The following is a 19,880-nucleotide window of genomic DNA, read 5'->3' as shown; positions in this document are numbered from 1 at the left end:
ATTGACACCATTTTTCGATACCATTCATTTTTCAGGAGGACAGTATGGGAAAGATTATAGGAATAGATCTCGGAACAACCAATAGCTGCGTCTATGTCATGGAAGGCAAGGACGCAAAATGCATTACCAACCCCGAAGGTGGGCGAACAACGCCTTCCATTGTGGCCTTTACCGACAAGGAACGCCTTGTGGGCGAAATTGCCAAGCGTCAGGCAGTCACCAACCCGGAAAGGACTGTTTTCGCGGTCAAGCGACTCATGGGTAGAAAATTTGACGACCCGCAGATCCAGGCCTGGGCCAAGAAAAGCCCCTACAAGATTGTTGCTGGCCCCAATGGTGACGCCTACGTGCAGATCGACGACAAAAAATACAGCCCTGCAGAAATTTCGGCCATTATCCTGCAAAAGCTCAAAAAGGATGCCGAGACCTACCTGGGTGAAACCGTCAGCGAAGCGGTCATTACGGTTCCCGCGTATTTCAATGACAGCCAGCGCCAGGCCACCAAGGATGCCGGGCGTATCGCCGGCCTCGAAGTCAAGCGTATCATCAACGAGCCCACAGCCGCTTCCCTGGCTTACGGCGCCGAGAAAAAGGCCAATGAAAAAATCGCTGTTTTCGATCTGGGCGGCGGTACCTTTGATATCTCCATCCTGGAAGTAGGCGACAACGTCGTCGAAGTCCGGTCCACCAACGGCGACACCTTTCTGGGCGGTGAAGATTTCGATGAAATCGTCATTTCCTACCTGGTTGACGAATTCAAGAAGGATAATGGCATTGACCTGAGCAAAGACAACATGGCGTTGCAGCGCCTCAAGGAAGCTGCTGAAAAAGCGAAAAAGGAATTGTCATCATCCATGGAAACGGACGTGAACCTGCCCTTTATCACTGCCGACCAGAACGGTCCCAAGCACCTGAACATCAAGCTGACCAGGGCCAAACTGGAATCCATGTGTCAGGACCTGGTCGCCAGGGTCGAAGGCCCCTGTCGCAAGGCCCTGGACGACGCTGACCTCAAGCCCAACGAAATCAACGAAGTCTTGCTGGTTGGCGGTCAGACCCGCATGCCTCTGGTCCAGTCCAAGGTTGCCGGCATCTTTGGCAAGGATCCCAACAAGAGCGTCAACCCCGACGAAGTGGTGGCCATGGGTGCGGCCATTCAGGGCGGCATTTTGGCCGGTGATGTCAAAGATGTTCTGCTCCTCGACGTCACCCCGCTGTCCCTGGGCATAGAAACCCTTGGCGGCGTATTTACCAAGCTCATTGAACGCAACACCACCATTCCCACCCGCAAGAGTCAGACCTTTACCACGGCGGCAGACAACCAGCCCTCGGTCTCCATCCACGTGCTTCAGGGCGAACGGCCCATGTGCGCGGACAACATGACTCTGGGACGCTTTGAACTGACCGGTATCCCTGCTGCCCCCCGCGGCGTACCCCAGATCGAGGTCACCTTTGACATCGATGCCAATGGTATTGTCAATGTTTCGGCCAAGGATCTGGGCACGGGCAAGGAACAGTCCATCCGGATCACCGCTTCCAGCGGCCTTTCCGAGGAAGAGATCCAAAACCTGGTCAAGGATGCCGAAGCACACGCCGACGAAGATAAAAAGCGTCAAAAGCTCATTGAAGCCCGCAACCATGCCGACAGCTTGATCTACACCACGGAGAAATCCCTCCGGGATCTCGGTGAGCAGGTGGACGCCGCCCTCAAGAGCGAAATCGAGACCAAGATAGAAGCCCTCAAGAAAACCATGGAAAACGATGACGCCGAAGCCATTACCAAGGCTACCGAGGAACTGGCCCAGTCATCCCACAAGGTGGCCGAGAAGCTCTACGCCCAGAAATCCTCCGAAGGCCAGCCCGGTGCACAACAGCAGCCTGGTGCCGAGCAGGGCAGTGCAGGTAAATCCGACGATGAAGACGTTGTGGACGCCGACTACACCGAAGTCAAATAGCCTTGACAGGCTCATACCACCTTCCTAGAGTACAAGGCCTGGTCCACTGTTCCCGTGGTCCAGGCCTTTTTTGCATCATTGACCCTTCCCTTTTTCCTGTCCGGCATCCATGAAAACACATATCCTTGTTGTTCTGCTTCTCGTGCCCCTGATTTTTTCCCTGGCATGCGGCAAAAAAACCATCACCCAACCCGGGCCCCAGATGGAAAAGGCGACCTTGCCGGACAGAATACACCTTGCAACCAGGGCCGATGCGGCATGGCAGGCAGCCAACTATCCGGAAAGCCAGCGCCTTTATGCTGCCCTGCTCAAGGAACCCTCCCTGTCCAGGCAGCTCATGCCCGTTGCCTGGGAACGACTGGCCATGAGCGCCGTGCACAATCACGACTGGAACACGGCCCAGGAAGCCCTTGGCCAATGGGCACAGGCCATCCCCGAAGCCATGAGTTCCTGGCCCTGGAACGCGACCAAGACCGCCTTGACGGAAAAACGCCAAGGCGCTCCTGCCGCAGAGCACTTTTTGATGTCCCTGCTCAAGGATACGGCCCTGCCCCGGACCACCAGAGCCAATGTCGCCACGGAACTCATCCGTCGTTTCAGTGAGCAAGACAAACTCGCCAGCGCTCTTGCCATCTACGGTCTGCAATACGATCTGGAAACCACCGCCCAAAAGCGACAATCCCTGGAAACCGAAGTCCTCCAGCTGGTACAGGGCAAACCCCTCTCTCTTCTGGCAGAGGCAGCCAACGCCACCCGACAGGATTCCATCACCACCTTCCCCAAGAATGTTCTCACCGGCGTTTACGACCTGAAACGGCTGGAAGAGGACACGACCCTTTGGCCACAGGTTTGGCAGAATCTCATTGCCCTCAGGGACAAGAGCCAATGGGCCGGCCCCTTTCCTTTTGGCCGGGATCTTGATGCGTTGCTGACCCGAATGGGTCATCCCCGGCAGCACATTGCCCTGGTCATTCCCCTCCAGGGGCCCTACGCCTCCATCGGCTGGCGCATCGCCCAAGGAGTCGGGGCTGGTCAATGGTACCTCACCAGTCAGGGAATGGATCTTGAGGTGACCATTATCAATTCCTCGATGCCGGGCTGGGAAAAGGAACTGGAACAACTTGATGCCACGTGCCGCGTTGTGGGTGGTCCCTTGCGCAAAACAGCCTGGGAATCCGTTCTTGAACACGGTCTGGTAAAAAACCGGGCATTTTTCGCGTTCATGTCCACAATAGACGAGGAAGGGGCCAAGGCCTGGAGATTCTTCGGGAGTCCCCGGGATCAGGTTCGGGCCATGGTCAAATCCGCCCTGGCCAACGACATTACCCGGTTTGCCATTTTATATCCCAGGGAACCCTATGGTCGTGCCATGGCCAGACACTTCTGGGAAGAGGCCACAAGCCAGGGCGGAACCATCAACGGCATGGAAAGTTATGACCCCAGACAACCAGCCGCCTGGGGAAAAACCGTTGCCGAACTGCTTGAGGCCGATAGTCACAACAAGGACGATCTCAACCCGGAACCGGACTTCAAGGCGGTCTTTTTGCCCGACACCCTTAAGAACGCCAAGCTCATTGTCCCCCAATTCTTTTTCTACAATGAAAACCGCATGCTCTTTCTGGGATCGCAGCTTTGGGAACAGGGCAAGAATCCCGATTCCCCCCTGGAAGCGAGTTACTTTGATCTGGCCGTGTATCCGGGAGGATGGTGGAAGAACAATCCGGGCCTGGGGATGAAGGAACTCAACCGCATTCTCCAGAAAACCGGACAGGACGATCCCGAATTCTGGACCGCCCTGGGTTTTGACTTCACCCGCTTTGCCGCCGGGCTGGGTTTTCTAGGATCTCCTCTTGATCCGCAAACGGTCAACGAAGCCCTGCGGTCCCAGCAAGCCTTTTCCTGGACAATAGCGCCCCTCTCCTGGGACGAAAGGGGCGTGGCCACACAGGACTATTTCGTCTTCCAGCCAACCGAAAAGGGGCCACTTCCGGCAGATCCAGAACGCATCACCCACAAACGCTCCCAGCGGGAAGCGCGCCGTCAGGCGCGAATGGCCGCCCTCAATGCGACGATTGAAGCCGACGACAACCCGGATCCAAACAGCTCCCCGAACACGTTTTCCAGTAAGCCGGTACATTCCGGTTCACGAATACCGGTTACGGACATCCGGATTTCCGAGTAACACCCCTCACCAACCAGTATCAAGGACAGCACCTCATGGGTATCACCATAGATGAAGTCAATAAAATAGCACTATTGGCAAGACTGGACATGACAGAAGAGCAGGCCGCTTCCTGCGCCACCCAGATGGACACCATTCTGGCCTACATGGATACACTCAACGAACTGGATACCTCTTCGGTCGAGCCCATGTATTCCCCCGTGGACCATGTCAGCGTCTTCAGGGATGACAACGTGGTCCAGACCACCTCCAGGGAGGCGATCCTGGGCAATGCACCGGAAGAGGATGGCCGGTATTTCATTGTGCCCAAGATCGTCTGATCTCTCTCCATGCCCCCTGCTTGCCCATACGGATCCATGTACATCCTGCTCGGGCCAAGCCATTTCGATCACGCAACCGTTGCCACAAGGAAACTCCATGGCCTCACTTCATACGCATACATTGACCCAGATCAGGAATCTTCTTGCCTCAGGCGAGGTCACCGCCCAGGAAGCCACCCGGGACTGCCTCGAGCGCATCCAAACCACGGAGCCTCATCTCCATGCCGTGCTCTTTCGCAACGATGAACAGGCCCTTGAGCAGGCCCAGGCCATGGATAAACAAGGGCCCAATCCCCAGCAGAAACTCTGGGGCGTGCCCATCCTCCTCAAGGACATCCTGGCGACCCAGGGCATGCCCACCACCTGTGCTTCAAAAATTCTCCAAAACTTCACCCCCTGCTACGACGCCCATCTGGTGACCAGACTCAAGGAACAGGGAGCCATCATCCTGGGCAAGAACAACCTGGACGAATTCGCCATGGGTTCATCAACGGAAAATTCCGCCCAGGGCTCCACCAGAAATCCGTGGAATCTGGACCACGTTCCAGGAGGTTCCAGCGGCGGATCGGCCTCCAGCGTGGCCGCCTGCCAGGCATTCGCCTCCATCGGCACGGACACGGGCGGATCCATCCGCCAGCCGGCATCCTTCTGCGGCATTGTAGGGCTCAAGCCCACTTATGGCCGTGTTTCCAGATTCGGTCTCATTGCCTATGGAAGTTCCCTGGACCAGGCAGGCCCCTTGACCCGAACCGTGGAAGATGCGGCCATCATCCTCTCCGTCATTGCCGGACATGACCCCCGGGATTCCACCAGCGTCAACACCCCTGTGCCCGACTATGTCGCAGGTCTCTCTGCCATGAAGGACCTCTCGGGAGTACGCATCGGCATGCCCCGGGAATACTGGGGCAAGGGTCTTGCCCCGGAAGTGGCCGAAGCCTGCACCAGGGCCATGGACACGGCCAGGCAGCAGGGAGCGGAAATCGTTCCGGTCTCCCTGCCCCACACCTCCTATGCCATTGCCACCTATTACATTATCGCCATGGCCGAGGCGAGTTCCAACCTGGCCCGCTTTGACGGAGTTCGCTACGGTTTCAGGGACAAGGACGCCCAGGATCTTCTGGAAATGTACACCAAATCCCGTTCCCAGGGCTTTGGCGACGAGGTCAAGCGACGGATCATGCTGGGGACGTATGTTCTGTCTGCCGGATATTACGATGCGTATTACAAGAAGGCGGCCCAGGTCAGACGAATTATCCGGGAGGATTTTCTCAAGGCCCTGCAAAGCTGCGACGTCCTGGGCGGTCCAGCCTGCCCGACAACGGCATTCGGCCTGGGTCAGAACACGGACGATCCCCTGCAGATGTACCTGACCGATATTTTCACCACCTCCCTGAACCTGACCGGGCTTCCCGGCCTGAGCCTGCCCGTGGGCGTGGGCAGAGACTCCGGTCTTCCGGTTGGTCTCCAGCTTTTCGGAGCGGGATTCCAGGAAGAACGTCTTCTGGCCATTGCCCATGTTCTGGAGCAGGCCATGGACCCCTTGCCTCGTCCCCAAGGGATTGAAGATGTTCTCAAATAGCCTTTGCAGGGGGCCGGCACCAAAGGTGCCGGACCCCTGATTGCCTGTTCGTCTCACGCACAACCCCCTTCATCATGACATCCATTGCCCTGGCCCTGAGCGGCGGAGCCGACAGCCTGTTGAGCCTGGCCCTGCTCAAGGAACAAAACGCCCACGTCTTTGGTCTCCACGCCCTGTTTCTTCCTGCGACCGCCAAAGACCTCGAACGCATCAGCAACCTGCGGACACAATGCCGGCTTCTGGGAGTGCGCCTTGAAACCATTGATTTGAGCGACGCGTTTGAAAAACAGATTATCCAGCCCTTTATCCGGGCGTATACACAGGGCAAAACCCCTAATCCCTGCGCCTGGTGCAACAGGGACATGAAATTCGGCCTTCTCTTTGAGGCGGCCCGCAAACTCGGCGCCGACCAACTGGCCACGGGTCACTACTGCCGTATCCAACCCTCTGTTGCCGGACCCGGACTGTTCAGGGGGCTGGACCCATCCAAGGACCAGAGTTATTTTCTGTCCCTTGTCGGGGCCTCAGCCTGGAAACAGGTTCTCTTCCCCCTTGGGGAACGCTTCAAGAAAGACGTTCTCCCAGCACTGAAGCGACGCGGACTCAACGCTGCCAGCGAGGAGGAAAGCCAGGAAATCTGCTTTATACCCGATAATTACCGGTCGTTTTTGTCCAGCCGGGGCATCCTTCTTCCCGGCCCCGGTCCTGTGGTGACCCGCGAAGGCAAACAGATCGGAACCCATCAGGGGCTGTGGCGCTACACCCAGGGGCAACGCCGGGGGCTGAAGATCGCCTATGCCCATCCCTTGTACGTCATTGACAAGGACATCCGGACCAACACCCTGATAGTCGGCTCCCGGGACCAGCTCTGGGCATCAACGTGTACCGCCATCCATGCGAACATCATGGTTCCCCCTGCGCACTGGCCCGAGCATCCCCTGGTACAGACCCGCTATCGCCAGCAGGCCGGCCGGGCCCGGGTCAGGCTCGTGGGGAAGACCCTTGAAGTCGAATTCATCACCCCCCAGGAGGTGCCCACGCCCGGGCAGGTACTCACGGTCTATTCCCGTGAGGGCCAGGTACTGGCAGGAGGGATCATCGTCTGAACCTGGCGCGACAACGGCTCGTCCTTTGGCAGGAGCTATTGTCTTTCCTGCCCGTTTCAGCTATTCAGAAGCCTTGTCCTTCTCCCTGTTCCACCTTCTACCGTGAAAATCATGTCCCCATTTACCATCCATATGCTGACCCCTTTTGCCTCGGCTGGCAGGCTGCTCATTGGCATCATGAATGCGTGCGGGGCCTATGCCATTTTTTCTGCCCAGGGACTGGTGAAAATTTTTTCCCTGCCCTTTCAGGCTTCCAAAATTCTGCAACAGATCTATTTCATCGGGGCCAGATCCGTTTCCATCATCGCCCTGGTCGCCCTGTTTACCGGCATGGTTCTGGGACTTCAGCTTTACTACACCCTGACGCAATTCGGTTCCGAAGGGGCCCTGGGGTCGGCCGTGGCCCTTTCACTGGTCAGGGAACTCGGACCCGTGCTTACCGCCATCATGATCACTGCCAGGGCAGGTTCGAGCATGACCGCTGAAATCGGGGTCATGCGCATCTCCGAACAGATCGACGCCCTGGACACCATGGCCATTGATCCCATCCGCTTTCTGATCAGCCCCAAACTGGCCGCGTCCCTGATATCCTTTCCGCTGCTCACGGCCTTGTACGACGTGGTCGGCATCATTGGCGGCTACATCGCCGGAGTCGTGCTTCTTGGCCTGAACAAGGGCATCTATTTCTACCGGGTGGAATCAAGCGTCGTCATGCAGGACGTTACCGGCGGGTTCATCAAGTCCATTGCCTTTGCCTTTCTGGTTTCGACCATCTGCAGCTTCCAGGGATATTTCACCCACACCCGTCAAGGCGGTTTCGGAGCCAAGGGAGTAGGTATGGCCACCACCTCGGCAGTGGTCATTTCCTGCGTCTGGGTCCTCATCGTCGATTACGTACTCACTTCCTTCCTCTTGTAAAACAGTTATGCCCACACCTCTTGTAGAATTCAAAAACGTTACCAAACGTTTCGGGGAACGAACCATCCTCGACGGGATCGATCTGACCATCTACGAAGGCGAGATCACCACGATCATCGGGAAAAGCGGTGTTGGCAAAAGTGTTTTTCTCAAGCACATCATTGGTCTGCTCACTCCGGATGCCGGAGAAATCGTTTTCATGGGACAGCCTCTGGCCGCCATGAGCCGCAAAAAACGCCAGGCCATGAAACGCCAATGCAGCTACATGTTTCAGCACAACGCCCTGTTCGATTCCATGACGGTGTTTGAAAATATCGCCCTGCCCCTGCGGGAAAAAACCACCCTGCATCCCCGGGAAATAGCCCAAAAAGTAAAAGACAAGATGGAACAGCTGGAGCTTGGTGAAGTGGGCCACAAATACCCGACCCAACTTTCCGGGGGCATGCAAAAACGGGTTGCCCTGGCAAGAGCCCTGATCAATGAGCCCAAGATCGTTCTGTTTGACGAACCAACCACCGGCCTTGATCCCATCAGGAAAAACGCGGTTCTTTCCATGATCGCCCACTACCAGCAGAAGTTCAATTTCTCGGCTGTCCTTGTCTCCCATGACATCCCGGATGTCTTCTACATTTCCGACCGCATTGCCATCATTGATGAGGCCAGAATTCTGTTTCACGGATCTCCCCTGCAGCTGGAGCAGACCCGTCAACCGGTCATCGACGAATTCATCAACAGCCTGGAGCTTTTGAAAAATGACCTGACCGGCCTGTGCACCAACAGCCAGCTTCACAACCATTTCGAACTGGCCCAAAGGGAATGCGTTGAACAGGACAAACCCTTTTGCATCCTGACCATGCACATGCATGGTCTTGACGCCGTGACCGAACGCATAGGCGCCCTTGCCGCGCACCGTGTCATGGAAACGTTTGCCCGTACATGGCAGACCATCCTTGCCCGGGACATCCACGTGGCCTTGTATGGCCGCTACACAGCCGTGGGAGTGCTGCCGGGGATATCGACAAAGGAATGTCACGACATCGCCACGGTCATTGCCCGGGCTCCCCATCAGGGACACGAGCTGTTCATCGAGGGGTTCAAGGACAAGGACGTCACGGCCACGCTACAAATGGGATGCGCCCCTGGCGATCCCGAAGAAAATTTGGACAGGCACATTGCCCGCAGCAGGGCGAATCACATCACCGTGACCGAAGTCGCATGCACCGGTCGCAGGAACTAACGGTTGGGAGATCGCGTCATGTCATCCATGAAACGATTCAAACAGGAATCCATTGTCGGCATCTTTTTCATCATCGGCTGCCTTTGTGTTGCCTATCTTACGGTCAAGCTCGGCAAGATGGAGCTTTTGGGCGGCGACTATTATACAATCACCGCAAGGTTCACCAATGTCACCGGCCTCAAGACCGGTGGTTTTGTCCAGATGGCCGGAGTTCCCATCGGCCAGGTGCAATCCATTACCCTGGATCCGGAAAATCAGGTGGCCATGGTGTCCATGAAGATCCAGAAAGACGTGCCCATTGACGAAGACGCCATCGCCTCGGTCAAAACCAGCGGCCTCATCGGCGACAAGTACATCAAGATCTCCCCGGGCGGGGGTCTTGAACCCATTCCCGAAGGCGGCGTCATTGTGGATACCGAGTCCACGGTCGATTTCGAAGAGTTGATCAGCAAATACATTTTCGGCAAGGTATGACCAACCCGTTCGCAGACATGCGGACCTTTTGACAACGAGGAATATTGTTCATGCCACGAATCTTCTGCATTCTCGCGTTCCTTTTGACCCTTTCAACGCCCCTTGGGGCTGCCACCGGGCCCATGGAGCATGTCAAGACCCATGTGGAGCAGGCCCTGTTCATCCTGACCGATCCACAATACAAAAACGAAGCAAACCTCACAAAGCAGGAGGAGATGCTGGTTCTGGTGGGTGAACAGCTGTTCGACTTCAATGATGTCACCCGTCTTGCTGTCGGCCGGTATTGGAAATCCTTTTCCAGTGAGCAGCGTCACCAGTTCAGGGATCTCTTTGCCCAGCTGCTGCAAAAGATCTACATGGACAAAGTCCGGGCCTATAAGGGCGAACCAGTGGTCTTTGACAAGGAAATCATGCTCTCGTCCACCAAGGCCAGGGTGAATACCCATATCCTGTGGAACGACAAGGAAGTGCCCCTGGACTACATGTTGCGTTTCAAACACGACCAGTGGCGAGTGTATGACGTCATTGTGGAAGGCGTCAGCCTGGTCAAGAACTATCGTTCCCAGTTCAGCTCCATTTTGTCCAAAAATCCTCCAGACGTTCTGCTCGAACAGGTCAGAAAAAAAATCGAACAACCCGCGGACCCGTCATGATCTCCCAGGTGTTTTTCATGGCCACGCCTTCTTGGTGTCATCGTTGTACCCGTTTCGGGAGGTACCTGGCACTGCTGATATGCCTGGCGCTGTGTACGGCCTGCGGATCCAAGTCAGCGTCTGTTGTTGCCGAGCCCGTTCCCCTGTCGTCCCAAACGGCTGTATCTCAAGCAGACACGCCCCCTTCACCGGAAGCCCGAACCGCCACGGATGCAGGCCTGCAGGCTTCTGCAACAGACACGGATGTCTGGGACGATGAGCTGGAAGACGACTGGGAGACGGACTACGATGAACTGGACGATGAGGCATTGATGGAGGCGGAAGATCCCGCATCCACGATTGCAGATCCCCTGGAGCCCTTCAACCGGGCCATGTTTGTTGTCAACGACAAGCTCTACTTCTGGATTCTCAAACCCACTGCAAATGTGTACGCGGCTGTTTTTCCCCAGCAGATGCGTACCGGAATCTACAATGTCTTCCACAATCTGGCCTTTCCCATCCGCTTTGTCAGCAGTGTTCTCCAGCTCAAACTGGACAAGGCCGCCAGAGAGGTGGGCGCCTTTGCCATGAACACCACCTTTGGCATCGGTGGACTGGTCAAGGTTTCCGACCATATCGAACCCCTTCAGGATATTTCTCCCGAAGACATGGGCCAGACCCTGGCCCACTACGGCATTGGTGACGGATTCTACATTGTCTGGCCGGTGTTCGGCCCTTCAACCCTGCGTGATACCACCGGAAAAATCGGAGAATATTTTCTTGATCCCATCAATTATATTGATGAATGGGAAATCCGCTGGGCCATCAAGGGCGCAGATACCCTCAACTACACATCCCTGCACCTTGGGGAGTACGAAGACCTCAAGGAGGCGGCCTTTGACCCTTACGAGGCCCTCAAGGACTTTTATCTCCAATACCGCCGCCATCTGGTCAGGGAATGACCATCTCGACTTTCCCCAAAACCATCAAAAAAAGCGCTGTTTTCATGAAGAAGACAGCGCTTTTTTTGATACACGTTGTGTGGAAAGGGAACTCAATAATGATCGTGCTTGTCGGCAAGGCCCAGCCGGGCGACAACCCGTTCAGCAGCCTCCCGCGTAAAGGCCTGCTCGTCCAGGTCCTCCTTGCGGCTCGCAGCAATGAGTTCCTGGGGGGCGTTGTGCAGTTCCCTGCCCGGCGTGATTTCATACTCACGGGCAAAGGAGTTGGAAAAATACATGTCTTGAAACCCGATGAACTTGAGGGCATGGGCCGTTGCATCGAGAATGGCCAGATCATGGGGGTCGAGAAACCCCTTTTCCCTGGCCTTGAGCAACCCGGCAAAGCATTCCCCGCCCTGGGTACAGGCAATGTGACCATGCCGGTTGACCCGAAGCATGCCTTCCATGATCTCCTGTTCCCGTACCTGAACAACATGGAAAACGCCTCCCAGCTGTTCATACTGGTCCACGAGAAATCTGACCCGGGGGAAGGAAACCGGATTGCCGATCATGGCTGCCTGGGCCACGCTCGGCCGCACCTTGACCGGGGCATAGATTCTCGCCTCGGCAGGCTGGTCATAGTACTTGAAAACAGGATCGGCGTGGGAGGACTGGACCCCGATGATTTTGGGAAGGTCTTCAATGATTCCGAGACGATGCAATTTCAAGAAGCCGGACATGACCGCCGTGACATTGCCGGCATTGCCAATGGGCACGAATACGGCCTTGTCACCCATGTTCCAATCATACCACTGGGCCACCTCAAAGGCATAGCTCTCCTGACCGAGAATGCGCCAGCCGTTTTTGGAGTTGAGCAGTGCAACCCGGTAATGATCGGCCAGATACTCGACAACCTTCATGCAGTCGTCAAACACGCCGGGAACTTCCAGCACCAGGGCGCCGCTCCCCAGAGGTTGCGCCAACTGCTGCGGCGTCACCTTGCCCTTGGGCAGCAGGACCACCGATTTCAGGGGATCGCCCACGTGCGAGGCATACAAGGCTGCCGCTGCCGAGGTATCCCCGGTGGAAGCACAGATGGTGATGACATCTTTCCAGCCATGTTTGCGCACAAGGTGACGAAGATAGCTGAAGGCGCAGGCCATGCCCCTATCCTTGAAAGATCCGCTGGGATTTTGTCCGTCGTTTTTGTACGCTAGGGGCTGACCAGCATAGGCCTCAAGCTCCCGGGAAGCTCTCACAATGGGCGTATTGCCCTCTCCCAGGTAAATGATGTCCTCAGCCTCGAGAACCGGAGCCATGAGTTCGTAAAATCGAAAAATGCCGCGCAAGGCGGTATTTTTGGTCGCGGCCCGTGCATCAAAAATTTTCCGCCATCCCGGCCCGTCATGCTTTTCGGCCAGGCTGGAAAACGAGGTGTCTTCCAGCAGAAAAACCCCGCCACAGTCAGGGCAGGTGTAATACAGGGCATCAATGGGGTACGTGGCGCCGCAGGACAGACACTTGTAGCGCATGGTCCCCCGGTAGGAGGGAAATTCGTTTGTCTGATTCATGGCAGAGAGATAAAAGGGTGAATGGTTCAGAAAATAAAGGACAAGGGACTGACCGGAGCAATAAACAGGTCAGCCAGCGCACCGAGAAGAAAAATGATGGCCACCACGCCGTTGAGGGTGAAAAAGGCCAGGTTCACCCGGCGCATGTCGGTTTCCGAGATCAGGGTATGCTCAAACAGAAGAAGGATGGAAACAAGTCCCCAGGCAACATGATACAACCACCCTGCCCCCTGGAGCCACCCCGCCAGACCGAAAAAGATCACGGTGTTCACATGGGAGAAGGTCGACAGGGTCAGTGAAGCCGGAATTCCCCAACGGGCAGGTGCGGAAAAAAGACCGTGTTCCCTGTCAAAATCAGCATCCTGGCAGGCATACAGGATATCAAATCCGGCCACCCAGAAAAGGACTCCCAGCCCAAGAACCACGGGAACCGGGGCAATAACAGGTTCAAAAGCGATCCAGCCGGCTATGGGAGCCAGAAAGTGGACCGAACCAAGGGCATAGTGACACAGCGGAGTAAATCGTTTGGCAAAGCTGTAGCAGGCCGACCAGATGAGGGCAAAGGGGGCAAGCACAAAGCACAGCTCATTGAGACCCCAGCACGCGGCCCAGAACCCCAGGGCACAAACCAGCAAAAACATCTTGGTTTGCAAAGGGGTGAGTTCCCCCGTCACCAGGGGCCGATTCCGGGTCCGGGGGTTGGCCGCGTCAATGGCCGCGTCAGCCAGCCGGTTGAAGCCCATGGCAAAGGAACGGATCAGGACCATGGCCAGGGTCAACAAAACGAAAACCCTGGTCCCGGGCCATCCTCCGGCCGCCCAGAACACGCCGACATAGGCAAAGGGGAGAGCAAAGATGGAGTGTTCTATCTTGATCATCCGGGAAAGGACGATCAATGTGTGCAAGCCTGGCAACAGCCTTTTTTTGGGATCAAAACGCATGGTGCATTTGCCTCACATACTGGGTTGTCTCCACCATCCCCGCTACCGGGATGGTCCAACAGAAAAGTATCGACTCGGCCAGCCGCCTATTTGGCATACCCCACGGCCCGCTTTTCCCGGATGACCGTCACCTTGATCTGTCCGGGATAGGTCATCTTTTCTTCAATTTTCTTGGCCACGTCCTTGCAGAGCAGATAGATTCTGTCGTCATTGACCTGTTCACAGTCAACCATGACCCGAAGCTCGCGGCCCGCCTGGATGGCATAGGCCCGATTCACCCCGTCAAAACTGGTGGCAATGCCTTCGAGCTCTTCGAGGCGTTTGACATAGTTTTCCAGCAATTCCTTGCGGGCACCAGGACGTGCACCCGACAGGGAGTCGGCTGCCTGAACAAGCACGGCCAGCACCGTCTGGGGCGGCACATCTTCGTGATGGGCTGCAATGGCGTGGATGATTTCCTTGGACTCGCCATATTTCTTGGCCAGATCGGCACCGATCTGGGCATGCGGCCCCTCCACCTCATGGTCAACGGCCTTGCCCAGGTCATGGAGCAAACCGGCCCGCTTGGCCTTTTTGACATCCATGCCCAGTTCAGCGGCCATGACCCCGCACAAAAAGGCCACTTCCAGGGAATGGTGCAACACGTTCTGGGAATAACTTGTCCGGTAATAGAGCTGACCCAGTAGACGAACAATTTCCGGATGGATGCCGTGCACCCCCACGTCAAAGGTGGCCTGCTCGCCGATTTCCCGAAGCTTGACGTCCATTTCCTGCTCGACCTTGTTGACCACATCCTCGATTCTGGCCGGATGAATGCGGCCGTCACTGATGAGACGTTCCAGGGCCTGCTTGGCAATCTGCCGCCTCAGAGGGCTGTATGCTGAAAGAACAACGGTCTCGGGCGTGTCGTCAATGATCAGATCAACACCTGTGGCCGCTTCAATGGCCCGGATGTTCCGGCCTTCACGCCCGATGATCCGCCCTTTCATGTCTTCGCTGGGCAACTCCACCGTGGAAACGGTCTGCTCGGAAACATAGTCCCCGGCATACCGCTGAATGGCCGTGGCCAAAATTTCCCTGGCCTTGCGCGTTGCCTTTTCCTGGGCTTCGATCTCAATAACCCGAATCATCTTGGCCGCTTCATGCCGCGTTTTGCTTTCGATTTCCTTCATGATGCGCTGTCTGGCCTCTTCGGCTGTCAGTCCGGAAATCTGCTCAAGCTTGCGTTCCTCTTCAAGAACGAGTTGGTCCAGGTGCTTGGACTTGTCACTGAGGGATTGTTCCTGCTTGGCCAGTTTCTTTTCCGTGCTGACCAGCTCGCTTTCACGTCTGGTCATGGCTTCCGTCTTGCTTTCCAGACGTTCCTGCTTTTCCTGAATCCTGGCCTCGAGCTTCTTGACCTCGCGTTCCCTGGCCTTGATGTCCTCTTCCATCTCCTTTTTCTGACGGAAAATTTCATCCTGCCCCTGGAGAAGGACCTCCTTCTTGTGCGCTACAGCTTCCTTGCGCGCCTCATCAAGGATTCGCTCGGCCAGATCCCTGGCATCGTTTTCCTGTTTTATATATAATTGGCGCTGGACAACAAAACCAATACCCGCACCGATCCCAATACAGATAAACGCGGTGATGATAATCGAACTGAGCATGACAGCCCTCCATGACCTCCCGCTGAGCACCTCCTAACCAATTGATGTCGCGGAAAGATTTATAATGATGCCTCAAGAGACTCCTTGAGGCTTGTGTGTTGGACATGATGACGCAGAAGCCCGTCTCGGGCATGCAAGCGACCTCAAAGCATGAACGAACAAACCCGCGTGGGCAGCTCACTGGGAATGGAGAAGGTGGCGGAAAGCCTTGGCAAGGAGAGGGAAACAATCGCCCCCCGGCAGGGAGCCATTGTTCAGGTAGGGTTAGATTACCCGGGAAGCCGTGTCATGTGTCAATTTGAACCTCTTATGCAGAGGTGGGCACCTCCCCGATCCATCAGGCTTCCCACCAATGTGGCGGGCCTGCACACAGAAATCGGATTTGGCTCCCTAGACAACGTTATTGGCTCAAAAATAACAGTCATGATCACGCACTTCCCAGGAAAATTTCACATCTACAAATCTTTCTGATTGATACTATCTATCTTATGTAACAGCTGCTCGAGCTTTTGCTCAAGTTCCTGCAGCCGATCAGTACATTGCAGAAAGTCATCAGCAAGGCTCAGCGCCAAGACAACCAGCAATTTTTCCTTGCTCAGATTCCGTCCCATTTCCAACAGGGGCTGAAATCTCTCCTCCAGAAGCAATCGGGCCTTGTCTACCCTCTCGGGACTTGCGTCCGTCTTGAAGGAAGTATCCAGCCCAAGCAGGCTAATCCTATACCCAGCCATTCCTAGTCGAGGTTGACCTCCTGAATCCTGCCCAGAAGGTGTTCAATTTTATCAAGCACGGCTTCCTTGACCTGCCGTTCCTTGTCGAGTTGATCCCTGAGGAGCATGTTCTCAGCCTCAAGGGTTTCCTTTTTTTCGATCAATGTTTCGATCTTATTGGTAAGCTGAGTCAGTACTTCCATGTGTTTGGTATGTTTTGTAGCGGCTCGGGCAAAATCAAGCCATCTCATCTTTTCAGATTTTTTTGTTTCGCCCGGGCTATGCATAGTGATTCATCAGGAACATCTTTGGTTACCACGGTGCCCGCCCCCACAAGAACGTCACGCCCAATGCGCACGGGTGCCACCATGGCGGTATTGCTGCCAATAAAGGAGCCGTCACCGATATGGGTCATATGCTTGTTGGTGCCATCGTAATTGCAGGTAATGGTCCCTGCACCGATATTGACCCCTTTCCCGATGACCGCGTCTCCAATATAGGTCAGATGACTGGCCTTGCTGCCTTCACCCATGACGCCCTTTTTGATCTCGACAAAGTTGCCGACGCGGACATCCCGGTCAAGAACGGTACCAGGCCTCAGCCGCGCATACGGGCCAACCGAGCAGTCTTTTCCAACCTGTGCATTGTGTATATGTGAAAAAGAATGCACTTGGCAACCATTTAGTTGGCTATTTTCAATCCTGCAATGGGAATGGACCCGTGTTCCGGGGCCAAGAACCGAATGCCCATAGATTTCGCAAGGTCCGGTAATGTCCACCCCCGGGGCCAGCTCCACCTTGGGGCCGATACGGACCACCTCCCTGTTGCGGATGATAACGCCCTGGTCGATCCAGTCCTGCACAATATGCGGACACAAGCGGTTTTCCGCATCCACCAGCTCCTGGGGAGTATTGATGCCGAACAGCTCGGGACCATCTCCCTGTTCAATGGCAACCACCCGCATGCCCGTACTGCAGGCAAGATCCACCAGCTGGGTGATATACAGTTCCTGTTGCGCATTATCATCGGTCAACAAGGGCAACAGCTTGTTCACCGCGTCCACACGTAACAGATAAATACCTGAATTCACTTCATGGATTTCATCTCCCGGATCCATGCGTTCAAAATCCCGGGCCTCCACAATGGCGCTCACACTTCCGTTTGATTTACGCACCACCCGACCGTAACTCCCGGGATCGTCCATGACAATGCTCAAAAAGGCAATGTCCGCGTTCTCTTCCAGGCCCAGGTTCACGAGGTCCTCAAGGGCCTGCTCGGACACAAAAGGGGTATCCCCATTGGCAACCACAAGATGGGACACACCGGAGTTGCGGATAGTCGGCCAGGCAACCTGCAGGGCATGGCCGGTCCCCCGCTGGGGCGACTGGAGGATGAAACGTTCCTTGGCATGGGGAAATGCCGTTTCAAGGGCTTCATGCCCGAATCCTACAATGGTCCAGACCCTCTTGCCGAACAAAGGATCAAAACGCGCATAAACATATTCCAGAAGGGGCGTTTCTAGAATGGTCTGCAGAACTTTGGGCCGCGTCGAATACAGCCGGGTTCCCTTTCCCCCGGCAAGGATCAGTGCACCTATGGAAGCATCAAACATATGGTTTCTCGCTCTTTCCGAGTCTTTGTCCGTTCGTGGCAACAATATGGATGGGTAGAAACGGGTATACATCAGAATTTCTGGAAAAAATATAGACTCTTGTAGATAAACTCCCTTGGCCTGTCTACCAAAAAAGGGGCGGGCCCGAAGGCCCGCCCCCTGATTGACGATTCGTGTTCCCTCAGAAACTACATACGACACGTTCCTTCGGCAACGGCGGACTCGCGACACCGCATGCGGTGCACGGACCGTGCGAGCTGGGCCTGGGCCCGAGCGAAATCGACTTTTTCCTTCTGCTGAGCAAGACGCTTTTCCGCCCGATCAGCTGATTTCCGAGCACGCTCAATGTCAATCTCTTCGGCCTTTTCTGCAACTTCAGCAAGTACAGATACCTTTTCGGGAGATACCTCGGCAAACCCGCCGGCAATGAACACATAGTACTTTTTGCCGCCCTGTTTGTAATAGAGGCTCCCGATGCCAAGAGCTGACAGAAAAGGTATGTGATTGGGCAAAACGCCGAACTCCCCATTGATGCCAGGAGCACCAACGTACTCGACGTCTTCACTGAGCAACTTCCTGTCGGGAGTTACTATTTCGAAATGAATCGTGTTAGCCATATCAACTTACCTTTCTGGTCACAGGTTCTTACATTTCCTTAGCGTGTTCAACAGCCTCTTCAATGGCGCCTACATAGTAGAAAGCCTGCTCGGGCAGATCATCGTAATCGCCCTGCAGAATGCCCTTGAAGCCCTTGATGGTATCTTCGAGCTTGACATAGCGTCCTTCCTTGCCGGTGAACTGTTCGGCAACAAAGAAGGGCTGCGAGAGGAATCGCTGCATCTTACGCGCCCGGGCAACGGTCAGCTTGTCTTCGTCCGAGAGCTCGTCCATGCCGAGGATGGCAATGATGTCCTGCAGATCCTTGTACTTCTGCAAAACCATCTGCACTTCACGGGCAACCCGATAATGCTCTTCACCAACCACATTGGGATCAAGAATACGGGAAACGGAATCCAGGGGGTCAACAGCCGGGTAGATACCGAGCTCGGCGATCTGACGGGAAAGAACGATGGTTCCATCAAGATGCGAGAAGGTAGTTGCCGGAGCGGGGTCGGTCAAGTCATCAGCAGGCACGTAAACAGCCTGGACCGATGTGATGGAACCCTTGTTGGTGGAGGTGATACGTTCCTGAAGAGCACCAAGGTCGGTACCCAGGGTGGGCTGGTAACCAACAGCCGAAGGCATACGACCGAGCAGTGCGGACACTTCGGAACCGGCCTGGGTAAAACGGAAGATGTTGTCAATGAACAGCAGCACGTCCTGATTTTCTTCATCACGGAAATACTCGGCAGCAGCCAGAGCGGTCAGGGCGACACGAGCACGGGCTCCCGGAGGTTCGTTCATCTGACCATAAACCAAAGCGGCGCGCTCCAGAACCCCGGCATCCTTCATTTCGTGATACAGGTCGTTTCCTTCACGGGTACGCTCACCAACACCGGCGAACACGGAGATACCACCATGCTGCTTGGCGATGTTGTTGATCATCTCCATGAGAATAACGGTCTTACCAACACCGGCACCACCGAACATGCCCATCTTGCCGCCCTTGGGGAAGGGGATGAGGAGGTCAATAACCTTAACCCCGGTTTCCAGCACTTCGATCTTGGTAGACTGATCCACAAAGGCCGGAGTGGGACGGTGAATGGGATAGTATTTTTCAGCATTGATGGGGCCCATTTCATCCACGGGCTTACCAACAACGTTCAGAATACGACCAAGAGAAGCCTTGCCAACGGGCACGGAAATGGGAGCGCCCGTGTCCCTGGCTTCCATGCCGCGAACCAGACCATCGGTCCCGTCCATGGCGATACAACGAACAACATTGTTACCCAGATGCTGGGCCACCTCGACCACCAGGTTGTCCGGCTCATCGCTCAGGGTCGGACTGGTGATGGTGACAGCGTTCATTATGTTGGGAAGCTGGCCTTCTGGAAACTCCAGGTCGACGACAGCTCCGATAACCTGTACTATTTTACCGACATTTTTTGCACTCATG

General features: G+C 55.5%; 18 protein-coding genes and 1 other RNA gene. 10 read left to right on the top strand and 9 right to left on the bottom strand.

The annotated features are described in order from the left end of the window. Nucleotides 1–44 precede the first annotated feature (44 nt). The 10 genes from dnaK to DPF_RS07125 all read left to right on the top strand — a co-directional run bounded on the left by dnaK (nt 45) and on the right by DPF_RS07125 (nt 11,365). The gene (gene dnaK, locus DPF_RS07170; protein ID WP_069858445.1) at nt 45–1,955 is read left to right on the top strand and encodes a molecular chaperone DnaK; all 1,911 of its coding nucleotides are present in this window, start codon (nt 45–47) and stop codon (nt 1,953–1,955) included. 109 nt (nt 1,956–2,064) lie between these two features. Then, nucleotides 2,065–4,137: a penicillin-binding protein activator gene (locus DPF_RS07165; protein ID WP_069858443.1), complete on the top strand. Its 2,073-nt coding sequence runs from the start codon at nt 2,065–2,067 to the stop codon at nt 4,135–4,137. A gap of 35 nt (nt 4,138–4,172) precedes the next feature. Beyond that, the gene (gatC, locus tag DPF_RS07160) at nt 4,173–4,457 is read left to right on the top strand and encodes an Asp-tRNA(Asn)/Glu-tRNA(Gln) amidotransferase subunit GatC (RefSeq protein WP_069858441.1); all 285 of its coding nucleotides are present in this window, start codon (nt 4,173–4,175) and stop codon (nt 4,455–4,457) included. A 97-nt stretch (nt 4,458–4,554) separates the two neighbouring features. After that, complete coding sequence (gene gatA / locus DPF_RS07155) at nt 4,555–6,036, top strand: Asp-tRNA(Asn)/Glu-tRNA(Gln) amidotransferase subunit GatA (protein ID WP_069858439.1); 1,482 nt, start codon at nt 4,555–4,557, stop codon at nt 6,034–6,036. Between the two features lie 74 nt (nt 6,037–6,110). Then, complete coding sequence (gene mnmA / locus DPF_RS07150) at nt 6,111–7,142, top strand: tRNA 2-thiouridine(34) synthase MnmA (RefSeq protein ID WP_069858437.1); 1,032 nt, start codon at nt 6,111–6,113, stop codon at nt 7,140–7,142. A gap of 111 nt (nt 7,143–7,253) precedes the next feature. Next, nucleotides 7,254–8,060: an MlaE family ABC transporter permease gene (locus tag DPF_RS07145; protein WP_069858435.1), complete on the top strand. Its 807-nt coding sequence runs from the start codon at nt 7,254–7,256 to the stop codon at nt 8,058–8,060. A gap of 7 nt (nt 8,061–8,067) precedes the next feature. Next, nucleotides 8,068–9,297, top strand: coding sequence for an ABC transporter ATP-binding protein (locus DPF_RS07140; RefSeq protein WP_069858433.1), 1,230 nt, complete (start codon nt 8,068–8,070; stop codon nt 9,295–9,297). Nucleotides 9,298–9,324: 27 nt separating this feature from the next. After that, nucleotides 9,325–9,771 carry an outer membrane lipid asymmetry maintenance protein MlaD gene (gene mlaD / locus DPF_RS07135; protein WP_069858431.1) on the top strand — a complete coding sequence of 149 codons (447 nt, stop codon included), beginning with the start codon at nt 9,325–9,327 and terminating at the stop codon, nt 9,769–9,771. A 50-nt stretch (nt 9,772–9,821) separates the two neighbouring features. Continuing rightward, nucleotides 9,822–10,424 (top strand): MlaC/ttg2D family ABC transporter substrate-binding protein, encoded by a 603-nt coding sequence (locus DPF_RS07130; RefSeq protein ID WP_069858429.1) that lies wholly within the window; start codon nt 9,822–9,824, stop codon nt 10,422–10,424. A 17-nt stretch (nt 10,425–10,441) separates the two neighbouring features. Continuing rightward, a complete protein-coding gene (locus DPF_RS07125) occupies nt 10,442–11,365 on the top strand; it encodes an MlaA family lipoprotein (protein WP_176724197.1) in 924 nt (307 codons plus the stop codon). Nucleotides 11,366–11,457: 92 nt separating this feature from the next. On the opposite strand, the gene thrC is transcribed toward DPF_RS07125, so the two are convergent. The 9 genes from thrC to atpD form a co-directional block, all read right to left on the bottom strand. Beyond that, a complete protein-coding gene (gene thrC, locus DPF_RS07120) occupies nt 11,458–12,915 on the bottom strand; it encodes a threonine synthase (RefSeq protein WP_069858427.1) in 1,458 nt (485 codons plus the stop codon). A 26-nt stretch (nt 12,916–12,941) separates the two neighbouring features. Further along, nucleotides 12,942–13,856, bottom strand: a complete 915-nt coding sequence (locus DPF_RS07115; protein ID WP_069858426.1) for a UbiA-like polyprenyltransferase — start codon at nt 13,854–13,856, stop codon at nt 12,942–12,944. A gap of 86 nt (nt 13,857–13,942) precedes the next feature. After that, nucleotides 13,943–15,502, bottom strand: coding sequence for a ribonuclease Y (rny, locus tag DPF_RS07110; RefSeq protein ID WP_069858424.1), 1,560 nt, complete (start codon nt 15,500–15,502; stop codon nt 13,943–13,945). A gap of 266 nt (nt 15,503–15,768) precedes the next feature. Next, nucleotides 15,769–15,950: non-coding RNA, 6S RNA (gene ssrS, locus DPF_RS07105), on the bottom strand. A 7-nt stretch (nt 15,951–15,957) separates the two neighbouring features. Beyond that, the gene (gene zapA / locus DPF_RS07100) at nt 15,958–16,233 is read right to left on the bottom strand and encodes a cell division protein ZapA (RefSeq protein ID WP_069858421.1); all 276 of its coding nucleotides are present in this window, start codon (nt 16,231–16,233) and stop codon (nt 15,958–15,960) included. A gap of 2 nt (nt 16,234–16,235) precedes the next feature. Next, nucleotides 16,236–16,415, bottom strand: a complete 180-nt coding sequence (locus DPF_RS07095) for a hypothetical protein (protein WP_141721082.1) — start codon at nt 16,413–16,415, stop codon at nt 16,236–16,238. A 44-nt stretch (nt 16,416–16,459) separates the two neighbouring features. Next, nucleotides 16,460–17,824, bottom strand: coding sequence for a bifunctional UDP-N-acetylglucosamine diphosphorylase/glucosamine-1-phosphate N-acetyltransferase GlmU (glmU, locus tag DPF_RS07090; RefSeq protein WP_069858417.1), 1,365 nt, complete (start codon nt 17,822–17,824; stop codon nt 16,460–16,462). A gap of 188 nt (nt 17,825–18,012) precedes the next feature. Beyond that, nucleotides 18,013–18,441 carry a F0F1 ATP synthase subunit epsilon gene (locus tag DPF_RS07085; RefSeq protein ID WP_069858415.1) on the bottom strand — a complete coding sequence of 143 codons (429 nt, stop codon included), beginning with the start codon at nt 18,439–18,441 and terminating at the stop codon, nt 18,013–18,015. A 28-nt stretch (nt 18,442–18,469) separates the two neighbouring features. Next, the gene (gene atpD / locus DPF_RS07080) at nt 18,470–19,879 is read right to left on the bottom strand and encodes a F0F1 ATP synthase subunit beta (protein WP_069858413.1); all 1,410 of its coding nucleotides are present in this window, start codon (nt 19,877–19,879) and stop codon (nt 18,470–18,472) included. Nucleotide 19,880: the final 1 nt, after the last annotated feature.

It is taken from the genome of Desulfoplanes formicivorans, from assembly GCF_001748225.1.
GTDB lineage: Bacteria > Desulfobacterota > Desulfovibrionia > Desulfovibrionales > Desulfomicrobiaceae > Desulfoplanes > Desulfoplanes formicivorans.
This window is presented reverse-complemented; position numbering and strand designations above follow the sequence as displayed.